Genomic DNA, 13,473 nt, shown 5'->3' on the forward strand with positions numbered 1-13,473 from the left:
AAAAACCACGATTTAGTAGTTGCCGAGGAACTAAGAAGCAGAAATCTGTTAAAGAATCATGCCTTGTCTCAAGCCATTTCTGATGTTGGTTGGCGTAGTTTCCTGAACATGCTGGCTTATAAGGCAGATCTATATGGCAAAGAATTTCTAACAATTGATCCTAAGTACACCACCCAAAGATGCCATCAATGTGGCAGTATTATGGGACAAAATAGCTATAAGAAATTAACCCTTAAGGATCGGGAATGGACTTGTCCAATCTGTCGAACGCACCATATTCGTGATTGGAATGCGGCAGTGAACATCTTAGAAAAAGGATTAGGCAAGTGGCAAAATCCTAAAATAAAAAAAGCAGCCTAGAAAGGCTGCAGTCCGCTAGCAATTCGCGGACTTAAAAGGCTTTGGTAAATAGACGACCTCTATCGGCAATAGTCAAAAGACTATTGCTGGTAAGTCAAGTCCGTATCTAAGCAAGTTGGTGTTCTGGTTAGCGTAAGCTAACGAGCCACTAAGCCCTAGACTTCAGTCTAGGGTAGTTGACTTTCCAGATTCTAGTAATTTTTATCGTATTTTTAATCGCCGGAATTGGAATGTATCGATTGGCTTTGAAGGCAAAGGTCAATGAAGTTATCGCCATTTTACTTGCTATATTGTATTTGCAATTTGGGATTGTTGCGGGAATTCTGCGTTTCAACTTTATGGCGTGGAGTGCAGCACTTGCTCCGTATGCTATGATGCAAGTACTTTATATGATTGAAGATAAAAAACGACCAATTCATTGGTTGAGTTTAGCTTTAATCATGGCATTGATTGCTCAAGTACACTAGCTATTGACTATTTTCATAGCTTGTACCTTTGTCCCTTTTGCCATTTATGCTCTAGTTAAAACTGCTGAAAAGAAGCAGATGATTATTGATTTCTTCAAGGCAGTTGGCACAACGCTGGTATTAACAGCTAATATCTGGGGCGCGTTGTTAGTCTTATTTTGGAATAATAAGATTTCAATGCCCAATAGATATAACTTGTATTATCATGTCATCAAGTATAAGAAATTCACTAATATTCATGGGTTTCTTTTATTCTCGCTGATTTTACTTCTTGTCTTTCAACTGATCTATGTATTGACGCATTTGCGAGAATCGGTTGTTAATACGTTGACTACCTTTGTTGGATTATTCATCTTGTTGATTTCATCGTATCTGATGCCATGGGCTAAGATCCAAGCAGTTTTTCCTAAGTTAACTTCTTCACTGCAGTTTCCTTACCGATTAACAGTGGGTGCATGGCCATTGCTTTTACTGGAAATAGGAATTTCAATGACTAATTTGATGAAGAAAAATATCAAGTTAGTTAACATGTTGGTGATTATTGGATTAGTTTCAGCATTTGCTCAAAACTTTGCTGCTAATTATACGACTAATAGAACTAGAGCATTAGAATTCTTGGATCCACATCACGTAGTAATTATTCAAACTTACAGCAAAATTACGAAACACCGCAAAAAGTTGCAACACATTTTGCGTTATACCAATAATGATCAGCTCTTTGAGGCCATTAACCATACTGAGCCAGATTATATGCCATATACTAAGCATGCTTCAAATGCGACATATCAAAAGAGGATTTCGAATCAAGCTAAGCATTATCATTACCAAGTTCAAGGCAGTAAGCTGATCCTTACTTGGCATAGTAAAAAAGCAAAGATGAAAACTTTGCCAATTGTGATGTATCATCAATCTCGCTTAACTTTGAATGGGGAGGTCCAAACTAAGATGAAGCAAAATACTATTACGCAGCCAATTATCAAAGCAAGGAAAGGCAAGAATGCCGCTAGTTTGCAGTTTATGACGCCGATTTGGTTTAAAGTATTGCTAGTGATCAGTATTTTGGGTTGGATCGCACTGATTGTGTATGGTATTTTTGTAAAACAAAGAAAAATTAGCTTAAGATAAACGATTAACAGAATCTATGTACTATTGAAATTTTAGTACATAGGTCTTTTTAATTCACCGTAATAACAACTTTGTTATTTTTCAATTGTTAAATAAGTATTTGATTTATGAGCCATGAAAACGCTATTCTAAATATATAGAGAAAAAGAAAGGCGGAAGTTAAATAATGAAGAACGGTAAATATCAAGTACGCGCACAAGGTCATGGTTCAGAATCAATGCCAATGGCTGTTACTATCGAAGATGATAAGATCAAAAATATTGAAATTGATTCATCCGGCGAAACTAAAGGCGTTGCCGATGAAGTCTTCAACCGCTTGCCCAAGCAAATTGTTGATAATCAAACTTTAAATGTTGATGCTGTTAGTGGTGCAACTATTTCAAGTCACGGCGTTGTAGATGGAATCGCACAAGCAATTACTGAAGCTGGTGGGGATGCTGCAGAATGGAAGAAGCGTAATAAGCCGGTAGCTGCCAAAGCAACAGATGAAGAAATAACAGTCGACGTAGCAGTTGTCGGTGCTGGTGGTGCCGGTTTGGCTGCTGCAGTTCGCTCAATCCAACATGGTGAAAAAGTTGCTATTTTAGAAAAGTACCCACAAATTGGTGGTAATACTAGTCGTGCCGGTGGTCCAATGAACGCTGCCGAACCTGACTGGCAAAAGAATTTTAAGGCACTTCCAGGTGAAAAGGATACTTTGAAGGAATTAGCTGCAACTCCAATTGATCAAATTGATCCTGAATATCAAGATGACTTTAAGGAATTACAAAAGCAAATTAAAGAATACGTTGATTCAGGTGCAGATTACTTATTTGATTCAACTTTACTTCACGAAATCCAAACTTACTTGGGTGGTAAGAGAACTGACCTTAAAGGAAATGAAATTCACGGTAAGTATGCTTTAGTTCATGAATTAGTAACAAATGCATTGAACTCAGTTAAATGGTTAGCTGATTTAGGCGTTAAGTTCGACAATAGTGATGTAACTGAACCAGTTGGTGGTTTATGGCGTCGTGGTCACAAACCAGTTGAACCGATGGGTTATGCTTACATCCATATTTTAGGTGACTGGGTAAGAGACCACGGTGTTGATCCATATCTTGAAACTCGTGCTGAAAAATTAATCATCGAAGATGGCAAGGTTCGCGGTATAGTTGCTACCCGCGCCGATGGCAGCAAGTTGACTGTTCACTCAAAGGCTGTCATCTTAACTGCCGGTGGTTTTGGTGCCAACACTAAGATGGTCCAAAAGTACAATACTTATTGGCAAAAGATTGATGATGATATTGCTACAACTAACTCACCATCAATTACTGGTGACGGGATTAACTTGGGTCTTGAAGCTGGTGCCGACCTGTTCGGTATGGGCTTTATCCAATTGATGCCAGTAGCTGATCCAAAAACTGGTGAATTATTCACTGGTGTTGTTACTCCTCCGGCAAACTACATTATGGTTAATAAGGATGGTAAACGTTTCGTTAACGAATTTGCGGAACGGGATGTGTTAGCTAAGGCAGTCATTGCTAATGGTGGATTAATCTATCAAATTGCTGATGATAAGATTAAGGAAACAGCCTATAATACTACTCAAGAATCACTTGATGCTCAAGTTAAAGCTGGTACTTTGTTTAGAGATGATACTTTGGAAGGTTTGGCTAAGCAAATTGGGATGGATCCAGATGTCTTAGTTGAAACTATTAAGAAGTACAACTCATATGTTGATGCAGGAAAAGATCCAGAATTCCATAAGAATGTATTGGGCTTGAAATGTGAAGTTGCTCCATTCTACGCAACCCCTCGTAAGCCTGCAATTCACCATACTATGGGTGGCTTGGTTATCGATACTAAGGCTCATGTTCTTAACAAAGACGGCAAGATCATTGATGGCTTGTACTCAGCTGGTGAAAATGCTGGTGGTATTCACGCAGGTAACCGTTTGGGTGGTAACTCATTGGCTGATATCTTTACCTTCGGCCGCATCGCTGCTAATACTGCTTATGAAGATATGCCAACGGAGTCAGACGCTACTTCTGGAGCTTCACAGAATTAATTGAGAAAGAAATAATATCAAAACTAAAAGAGTGAGATTTGATTCTTGCTCTTTTTGCGTTTAAAAATCAAATTTTGTGTAAAATAAAGAAGATGAAACGCAGAAGGGATAGATCAATGAAAAAGCTCATCACATTAATATTTCTAGCAATATTTCCATTCACTTGTGGGTTCATGAACATCGCTCACCGCGGCGATAACGAGCAGGGGAAATACGCTGAACACAGCTTTGCAGCATATGATCGTGCCGTTTGCGCACAAGTTGATTATTTAGAATTGGATTTGCAAGAAAGTGCCGACCATGTTTTAGTCGTTAGTCATGATAACAACTTGAGTCGCGTTTTTGGCGTGGATCAATCAATTGAAAAAAATACTTTTAAGAAGTTAACTAATTATCGTAATCAAAGCGGGGAAAGCATTCATTCACTCGAAGAGGTTTTTCAACGCTATCAAAATAACCCGCAAGTGAAGTTTATGCTAGAGCCAAAAGGCAATGGGGAAGATGCCAAAAGAATAGTTAATAAGTATCATTTGCAAAAGCGGGTTTTATTTGAATCATTTTCTGATTCAGCACTCAGTAAGCTAGCTTGCTTAGCACCCGAAATTCCGCGCACGCAATTAGCCGGCTCATATAAAGCGATCAGACGCAGTCAGGATTTTGCTGCTAGTTTTTATACTAGTGACGCTGCCAATTATTTACGTGATAAAAACAAGAAATACATGCTATGGGGCGTAAACAGTAGTAAGCAAATGTATAAATTTTTAAATCCTGATAAGGGCGTTACCGGTTTATTGACTGATTTCCCGATTCGTTTAGCCAAAATTCTGCAAGAGAATAATCATTTTCGCATTCACTATCAATCGATAATTTTTCCGACTGAAAAGCTTGCTGCTAATCTTAAGTTAAAGAATGGTAATCAAGTGCAGGCTGACCAAGTTAAGTTGGTAAATAATCAATTGTGGTATCATGTTCAACCCAACATGTGGGTGAGTGAGAAAAATCTGTTTCACCATGAGTCTTCAGCTCCTCGTGCGCAAGTAGGTTTGGTTAAAGTTGACAAAGCAACACCGGTTTGGACAGATCTTTCGTTTAAAAAGTCAGCCGGCAAAACCTTGCGTGCCCACAGCCATTGGAACTACTTTGCTATAGCTAAATATCATGGCAAACGTGTTTATAATTTAGGTGGCAATCAGTGGATTAAGTGATGCATACAATACATCTATCTCTTTTTTCTAAAATAAATTCATGTTATAATCGTAACCAAAGCAAGAATCAAGAGGTATCGACTTTATTTACAGAGAAAAGCCAAACAGCTGAGAGGCCAGAAGTTGATTAGTAGCTTGATTAGCTGATTAATTGAAATTAAGTAGGTTAATCCGGACACTTCAGCGCCGTTATCGCTTATAAGAGAAGTACATTTTTGTACTTAACCATAGGTGGTACCGCGGTTAGTAAATCGTCCTAGACAACATTGTCTAGGACTTTTTTTATTGGAGGATTTTTAATGACAGATTTAGCACCTAAATACAACCCTAATGAGGTTGAAAAAGGCAGATATCAAACTTGGCTTGATGAAGATTTATTCAAGCCATCCGGTGACAAGAAAGCTCACCCATATTCAATTGTTATCCCACCACCAAACGTAACTGGTAAATTACACTTAGGTCACGCATGGGATACCGCAATTCAAGATACTTTAATTCGTTTCAAGCGTATGCAAGGCTACGACACTCTTTACCTTCCAGGTATGGACCATGCCGGTATTGCTACCCAGGCTAAGGTTGAAGCTAAGCTTCGCAAGCAAGGCAAAGATCGTCACCAAATGGGTCGTGAAGCTTTTGTTAAGCAAGTTTGGGACTGGAAAGACGAATATGCTTCAATTATCAAGGGCCAATGGGCTAAGATGGGTCTTTCACTTGACTACTCAAGAGAAAGATTTACTTTAGACAAGGGTCTTTCAAAGGCAGTTAAGAAGGTCTTCGTCCAACTTTACAAAGAAGGTCTTATTTACCGTGGTGAATACATCATTAACTGGGACCCAGCACTTCAAACTGCTTTGAGTGATATCGAAGTTATTCACAAGGATGACAAGGGTGCCTTTTACCATGTTAAGTATCCATTCGCAGATGGCTCAGGCTATGTAGAAATTGCTACTACTCGTCCTGAAACCATGTTTGGTGATACTGCTGTTGCGGTTGCACCAGGGGATGAAAGATACAAAGATATCGTTGGTAAGGAATTAGTATTACCACTTGTTGGTCGTCATATTCCAATTATCGAAGACCAACACGTAGATCCAGAATTCGGTACTGGTTTAGTTAAGATCACTCCAGCCCATGACCCTAACGACTTCCAAGTAGGTAACCGTCATAATTTGAAGAGAATCAACGTTATGAACGACGATGGTACTATGAATGAAGAATGCGGCAAGTACGCTGGCATGGATCGTTTTGACTGTCGTGAAGCTTTAGTTAAGGACCTTAAAGAAGAAGGCTACTTAATTAAGGTTGAACCAATCGTTCACTCAGTAGGTCACTCAGAACGTTCAGGCGTTCAAGTTGAACCACGTCTTTCAAAGCAATGGTTCGTTAAGATGAAGCCACTTGCTGACAAGGTTCTTGAAAACCAAAAGACTGATGGCAAGGTAAACTTTGTTCCAGATCGTTTCGAAGGTACTTTGGACCACTGGATGGAAGATGTTCATGATTGGTGTATTTCACGTCAATTATGGTGGGGTCACCGTATTCCAGCTTGGTACAACAAGAAGACTGGCGAAACTTACGTAGGTGAAGAAGCTCCTAAGGATATCGAAAACTGGGAGCAAGATCCAGACGTACTTGATACTTGGTTCTCAAGTGCATTATGGCCATTCTCAACTCTTGGCTGGCCTGATACTAATTCAGAAGACTTCAAGCGTTACTTCCCAACTAATGCGTTAGTAACTGGTTACGACATCATCTTCTTCTGGGTATCAAGAATGATGTTCCAAAGTCTTCACTTCACTGGCAAGCGTCCATTTAACGATGTTGTTTTGCACGGTTTAATGCGTGACGAACAAGGACGCAAGATGAGTAAGTCACTTGGTAATGGTGTTGACCCAATGGACGTAGTAGACAAGTATGGTGCTGACGCTCTTCGTTGGTTCCTTCTTAACGGTACTGCTCCTGGTCAAGATACTCGTTACGATCCTAAGAAGTTGTCAGCAGCTTGGAACTTCATTAACAAGATTTGGAACGCAAGCCGTTTCGTAATTATGAACTTGCCTGCTGATGCTAAGCCTGCACACATGCCAGATGTAAGCAAGTTTGACTTGTCAGATAGATGGATCTTCGATCGTTTGAACCACACTGTTAGTGAAGTAACTCGTTTATTTGATGAATATCAATTTGGTGAAGCAGGCCGTGAAGCTTACAACTTTATCTGGAATGACTTCTGTGACTGGTACATCGAAATTTCTAAGGTTGCTTTGAATGGTGACGATGAAGAATTAAAGGCAAGAAAGCAAGAAAACTTAATTTGGATTCTTGATCAAATCTTACGTTTGATGCACCCAATTATGCCATTTGTTACTGAAAAGCTTTGGCTTTCAATGCCTCATGAAGGCAAGTCAATTATGGTAGCTGAATACCCAACTACTCATAAAGAATTTGAAAACAAGCAAGCAGATAGTGACATGGCCTTCTTAATTGAAATTATTAAGGCTGTACGTAACATCCGCATGGAAGTTAATGCTCCAATGTCTAGCCAAATTGATATTATGATTCAATTAGATGATGAAGCTAACAAGCATGTTTTGGATGAAAATGCTGACTACGTTGAGAACTTCTTACATCCAAAGGAATTAACTGTAGCTGCAGAAATCGAAGCTCCAAAACTTGCTAAGACAGCCGTTATTCCAGGTGCACAAATCTTTGTTCCATTAACTGAATTAGTTAACGTTGATGACGAATTGGCTAAGATGGAAAAAGAAGAAAAGCGTCTTGAAGACGAGGTTCAACGTGCCGAAAAGAAACTTGCAAACAAGGGCTTTGTTGACCATGCTCCAGAAGCTGTTGTAAACAAGGAAAAGGAAAAGAAAGCAGATTACGAAAGCCAATTGGCTGGTGTTCGTGAACGAATTCAAGATTTGAAAGAGAGTAAATAATTGAAATTTACCAATGCTGAAGAGGTAATCCATTATTTATATTCATTGCCTCATTTGCATCCTAAGAATGATTTATATTTTATCAAGAAGTTGCTCCAGCAATTAGGTAATCCGCAGGATCAGGTAAAAACGATTCATATTACGGGGACCAACGGTAAAGGTTCAACATCATACTACTTAGCAAATCTATTAAAAAAGGCCGGTCAAAAGACTGGCCTTTTTGTCTCACCTTATGTTTATCAATTTAATGAACGAATTCAATTAAATAATCAAGATATAAGCGATGAAGATTTAGTTAATGTGGCTAATAAGGTTCAAGCTGCCTTTGAAGAAATTAAGCAAGAAGATAAAGAATTTTCGTTAGTTACATTTGAGTATGAAGTTGCGATGGCCTTTGTTTATTTTGAACAAGAGCATTGTGATTATGCCGTGATTGAAGTCGGAATTGGCGGCGAGCATGATAAAACTAATGTGATTGTCCCAGAGGCAAGCATCATTACTACGGTAGGATTAGATCATGAGAAGATTATTGGACCGACAATTCAAGATATTGCGCGAGAAAAGAGTGGCATTATCAAGAAAAATCGTCCAGTAGTATTAGGGAATGTTCCTGATGATGTTCTGCCTATTTTGGTGAAAAAGGCAGATGTAGAGCATGCACCACTTTTCCGATTAAAGCATGATTTTGCAATTACAACGCAAAATGGAGCGTTGAAGTATACAGATGATAAACGCAGTATTTCTTTTGATTTTCGTCCGCAGGTAGAGGCCTATGATATTGCTGTAGCCGTTAAGACCTTTTTACTTCTTAAATTGAAGCTAGATAATCAAGAGATAGCAGCTGCAATTGATCAAACTCAGATTCCTGGACGTTATCATATTTTGCAAAAAGAACCATTAATCATTTTGGATGGAGCTCATAATATTCAAGCAATGTCCAATTTGCTGGAAGTAATTCATGCCGAAGCAAAAAAACGGCATAGCCATGTTTATGCTTTAGTGACTATGATGAAAGATAAAGACTTAGAGCAAGTTTTTAATTTATTTAACCAAGATGATCAAGTGTTATTAACAACATTAGATTATCCTCGTGTTGCTAAAGAAAATGATTTTCCCATTGATGTCCAAAGACGATATAATTATGAAGGAGATTATCGGGAAGGCTTTGCTAAATTAAAAGAGAAGATGAATGCCAGCGATATTCTGCTGGTGACCGGATCGTTTTATTTAGTAAGTGCAATTTTAAATTGGAAAGGAAAAGGCAATGCAGGTTAAAGGGATAAACGATGATATTCAAGGCATTATCTTTGATATGGATGGTCTATTGGTTAATTCTGAAGAATTGTATTGGAAGGCTAATATCCAAGCTGCAGAAGAAGAAAAACTTGGGACGCCTAGGGATGCATATTTAAAGTTAACTGGTGCAACTGTTAAAGAAATGCAGGATTTTTATCATAAATATTTCAAAACTGATGCTGATCGTGACCGATTTATTAAAAGAACCGATGATTTGGTTTGGCAGTGGACCGATGAAGGAAAATTAAAGTTACGTCCTGGTGTTCAAGAAGCATTAGATGAATTTAAAAATCGTGGCTTGAAAATGGCAATTGCTTCAAGCAACTACGAAGATGTGTTGCAACATTTTTTGTGGGCAACAGGGATTAGAAATTATTTTGATTTTCATTTAAGTTATTTAGATGTGCAAAAGGGACACATTAAAGCTAAACCGGCACCAGATATTTATTTAGCAGCTACTAAAAAAATGAATCTAGCAAAAGAAAATATTTTGGTTTTTGAAGATTCATCAACTGGTGTCCAAGCTGCGAAAAATGCAGGCTTAAAATGTGTAATGGTGCCAGATCTAATGGCTCCGACTGACCAAGACAAACAGAATGCTATAATGATTTGTCAAAACTTTTTTGATTTTCTTAAAAAAATTTAGCTCTTTTTTGCGTATTAAGTAATGAAGGGAGAAATTTTTATGATAGAAATAAACTCAAATCATTACTTTGTAAATACAGACCTAGAATTACTAGCTAAGTTATTTGAGCAGTTCAAGGATAAAGGAATTAGAACTTTTGAAGAGTTAGAGTCTTTTTTAAGAAAAAGAGATTTTAATTCCTTCGATGATATAGTTCAATTCATAACAGGTTCAAGTTGCCCCAGCAATTTGGCGATTACGGCTGAAGAGGTAATGGATCGCCTGCGAATGGCGTCATCTAAACGCAAACCTGTTTTAACCTCAAGTGTTGAAGTTGGGACATATTTAGCTGATAAATTAGTAGGTCACAAGCAAGAAGAGCTTTGGGCATTATATGTCGATAATGGAAATCGAATTGTAGCTGAGAAAAAGGTTTTTCAAGGCACGTTAAATAAATCAGTCGCACATCCGCGAGAAATTTTTCGCTGGGCCGTAATCTATGACTGTTCGGGGATTTTTATTGCTCATAATCATCCTAGTGGTAAATTAATGCCGTCTTCCAACGACTTTGAATTAACTAAAGATCTATATCGGGCGGCAAAAATGATGAAAATTGATCTTTTAGACCATTTTATTGTGGGACAAGGACAATATTTGAGCATGCGTGAAAAAGAATTGTTTTAAACTTCTTTAAAATTTGCGTGAAAATCACCTTTAAAGTTATAGTATGCTATAATTATTCAAGATTTAGAGACCGCAACAATTAAGGAGAGATTTTTGTGTTTGGATTAGGTACAAAGAATATTGGTATCGATTTAGGTACAGCCAATACACTTGTTTACATGGAGGGTAAAGGAATTGTTTTAAGAGAACCTTCTGTAGTAGCAAAGAATACACATACAGGTGAAGTAATCGCAGTTGGTTCAGAAGCCAAGGAAATGATTGGTAGAACCCCAGGTAGTATTGTAGCTATCCGTCCAATGAAGGATGGGGTTATTGCTGATTACGACACTACTGCTGCTATGCTTAAGTACTTTATGGAAAAGACTGTTGGCAATTCTAAGCCTTCAGTAATGATTTGTGTTCCTTCAGGTGTTACTGAAGTTGAAAAGCGTGCTGTAATTGATGCAGCTAGAGTAGCTGGTGCTCGCGAAGCTTTCGTGATTGAAGAACCATTTGCTGCAGCTATTGGTGCAGGCCTTCCAGTTATGGATCCTACTGGTTCAATGGTTGTTGATATCGGTGGTGGTACTACTGATGTTGCTACTATTTCATTAGGTGGTATTGTTTCATCAACTTCAATTCGTCAAGCTGGAGATAAGTTTAACAATGCAATTATTAATTACATTCACTCCAACTTTAACTTATTGATTGGTGAAAGAACTGCTGAAGATATTAAGATTCAAGTAGGTTCTGCTTCAATTGAAAAAGCTAAGGAAATTGAAGCTATGAATATTCGTGGTCGTGATTTGGTTACTGGTTTGCCAAAGTCAATTGATATCAACGCTGAAGATATCGCTAAGGCTATTCAAGATGTTGTTCAAGACATCATCGTTGCAATTAAGGAAACTTTAGAACAAACCTCTCCTGAAATTGCTGCCGATGTTATCGACCACGGTATCGTTTTAACCGGTGGTGGTGCATTGCTTAAGAACTTGCCAGAAGTAATTTCTGAAGCAACTAAGGTTCCAGTATTTATTGCACAAGATCCACTTGATTGTGTGGCAATTGGTACTGGTGAATCACTCAAGAATATTGAAGTAATGCGTAGAAGTCGCAAATAATAAAAAAGCCGGCTATGGCCGGTTTTTCTTTAGGATCAATTCTTAATGAAAAAATTTCTACAAAATAAAAAGTTATTATCAACATTTATTGTAATTATTGTCATTTTTGCCGTTTTAGGTGGGAGTGTTAGTTTACGTAATAAACGTAATGCTCCATTGCTTGTTCAAAGCTTAGGAAATGATATTGTAGCCTTAGGATCTAGAATTATTGATGTTCCGGTAGGTTTTATTTCTGGTGGTTTGAATAATGCACATGAGATTTTAAATGCACAAGATGAGAATAACCATCTGAAGCGCCAAATTACTAATTTAGGTCAAACTAAGGTCCGTAATGCCAGCTTAGAGAAAGAAAATCGGCAGTTAAAAGCAGCATTGAATTTGAAAGATACTTTAAGTGGTTATACTTTGATCAATGCTTCAGTTATTTCTCGTGCTCCAGATACCTGGTCAGATCTACTTACAATTAATAAAGGTAGTTCTTCAGGTATTAAGAAGAATATGGCTGTAATGTGTGGTGGTGGAGTTATTGGACGAATTGTTGAAGCTAATGCCGCTTCTTCAAAAGTCGAATTGATCACTACTACAGATGAATCGGCTAACCGTTTTTCTGTTCAAGCAGATGTTGCTAATGGCAAGACCGTTCACGGGATCATTACTGTTACAGCTAATAACCAATTAGCCTTTACTCAGGTAGTTGATGGCCGCAAGTTAAAGGCCGGCACTAGAGTTTACACGAGTGGTATGGGTGGTAATTCGCCTAAAGGACTTTTAATTGGTACTGTTACTCAGACTACCCGTGATTCATTTGGTTTATCTGATCAAATTAGAATTAAACCAGCAGGTGATATTAGCGATCCGTCAGTTGTTACAGTTATTGAAAGACAGGTGGCTAACTAATGTCTATTTTTCGTAAATGGGTTTTAGCAATTGGACTTTTTGTTGCCATTGTTGTAGATGGTGTTTGTTCATTTTATTTGCATCAATTTATGGATTATGGAAGTTTTGGTGCCGCTAGTCTAATTTTACCGATTAGTGTAATGCTGATTGGACTTTTTGATGACACCAATGAAAATGAAATTTGGCTGGCCTTAGGCACGGGAATAGTTGCTGACATTTACTTTTATGGCCTTATTGGAGTTTATGCAGTTTTCTTACCCCTCAGCTGTTGGATTTGTCAAAAAATTGCTCGCTTTTTACCAGAAATATTTTGGGCAAGACTAATTGTAGTTTTATTAGGAACGACAATTTTTGTAGCATATAGTTGGCTGATCTTTAACATGATAGGAATAGCTACGACGTCGATTCATGGCTTATTAATGAGTCTATTAGTGAATCAAGGATGGACGGCAGGATTCTTCGCTTGTTTATACTGGATTTGGGGTAACCTAGCACAAGATTATCCGTTCTTAATTGATTTAAATGCTTATCGTGTATAAAAATAAAAAGAGACGAGAAAAATTTTTCTCGTCTCTTTTTTAAAACATTCCTGCTCCGGCCATTGCACCGACAGCACCAGCAACAACTGCGGCTAATGTAATAACTGCCATTAACCAAGCCATTACAATTGTCAATTTTTGAAAACCAGATTTCTTCTTCTTTTTTCGTGCCATAAAAAGCCCTCC

The 13,473-nt window shown here is 38.0% G+C and carries 13 protein-coding genes; 12 read left to right on the top strand and 1 reads right to left on the bottom strand.

Translation table 11 applies throughout. The features are described 5' to 3' along the window. The 12 genes from CP355_RS01330 to mreD all read left to right on the top strand — a co-directional run. The coding region (locus CP355_RS01330) for an RNA-guided endonuclease TnpB family protein (RefSeq protein ID WP_143468920.1) at nt 1-360 on the top strand (360 nt) is incomplete at its 5' end. Nucleotides 361-590: 230 nt separating this feature from the next. Further along, nucleotides 591-827: a hypothetical protein gene (locus CP355_RS01335; RefSeq protein ID WP_158227536.1), complete on the top strand. Its 237-nt coding sequence runs from the start codon at nt 591-593 to the stop codon at nt 825-827. A 78-nt stretch (nt 828-905) separates the two neighbouring features. Then, entirely contained in the window at nt 906-1,952 is a 1,047-nt protein-coding gene (locus CP355_RS01340; RefSeq protein ID WP_098043729.1) for a hypothetical protein, read from the top strand. Between the two features lie 166 nt (nt 1,953-2,118). After that, the gene (locus CP355_RS01345) at nt 2,119-4,002 is read left to right on the top strand and encodes a flavocytochrome c (RefSeq protein WP_098043730.1); all 1,884 of its coding nucleotides are present in this window, start codon (nt 2,119-2,121) and stop codon (nt 4,000-4,002) included. A gap of 116 nt (nt 4,003-4,118) precedes the next feature. Then, nucleotides 4,119-5,207 (top strand): glycerophosphodiester phosphodiesterase, encoded by a 1,089-nt coding sequence (locus CP355_RS01350; protein WP_098043731.1) that lies wholly within the window; start codon nt 4,119-4,121, stop codon nt 5,205-5,207. A 299-nt stretch (nt 5,208-5,506) separates the two neighbouring features. Continuing rightward, nucleotides 5,507-8,146 carry a valine--tRNA ligase gene (locus tag CP355_RS01355; protein ID WP_087175778.1) on the top strand — a complete coding sequence of 880 codons (2,640 nt, stop codon included), beginning with the start codon at nt 5,507-5,509 and terminating at the stop codon, nt 8,144-8,146. Then, nucleotides 8,147-9,421 (top strand): folylpolyglutamate synthase/dihydrofolate synthase family protein, encoded by a 1,275-nt coding sequence (locus CP355_RS01360; RefSeq protein ID WP_087235783.1) that lies wholly within the window; start codon nt 8,147-8,149, stop codon nt 9,419-9,421. Then, nucleotides 9,411-10,088, top strand: a complete 678-nt coding sequence (locus tag CP355_RS01365; RefSeq protein WP_087175780.1) for an HAD family phosphatase — start codon at nt 9,411-9,413, stop codon at nt 10,086-10,088. The genes CP355_RS01360 and CP355_RS01365 overlap by 11 nt, the downstream gene beginning before the upstream one ends. Before the next feature lie 39 nt (nt 10,089-10,127). Continuing rightward, nucleotides 10,128-10,751 (top strand): RadC family protein, encoded by a 624-nt coding sequence (locus CP355_RS01370; protein WP_098043732.1) that lies wholly within the window; start codon nt 10,128-10,130, stop codon nt 10,749-10,751. Nucleotides 10,752-10,846: 95 nt separating this feature from the next. Beyond that, entirely contained in the window at nt 10,847-11,851 is a 1,005-nt protein-coding gene (locus tag CP355_RS01375) for a rod shape-determining protein (RefSeq protein ID WP_025005061.1), read from the top strand. 45 nt (nt 11,852-11,896) lie between these two features. After that, on the top strand, nt 11,897-12,748 hold the full coding sequence (gene mreC / locus CP355_RS01380; protein ID WP_087175782.1) for a rod shape-determining protein MreC: 852 nt from the start codon (nt 11,897-11,899) through the stop codon (nt 12,746-12,748). Then, a complete protein-coding gene (gene mreD, locus CP355_RS01385; RefSeq protein ID WP_098043733.1) occupies nt 12,748-13,287 on the top strand; it encodes a rod shape-determining protein MreD in 540 nt (179 codons plus the stop codon). Before mreC ends, mreD begins: the two co-directional genes overlap by 1 nt. Nucleotides 13,288-13,326: 39 nt before the next feature. Here the strand turns inward: mreD and CP355_RS01390 are convergent, their stop codons facing one another. Next, on the bottom strand, nt 13,327-13,461 hold the full coding sequence (locus tag CP355_RS01390; protein WP_081776546.1) for a DUF4044 domain-containing protein: 135 nt from the start codon (nt 13,459-13,461) through the stop codon (nt 13,327-13,329). Between the last annotated feature and the right edge of the window lie 12 nt (nt 13,462-13,473).

The organism is Lactobacillus sp. UMNPBX4 (assembly GCF_002554115.1).
GTDB lineage: Bacteria > Bacillota > Bacilli > Lactobacillales > Lactobacillaceae > Lactobacillus > Lactobacillus gallinarum.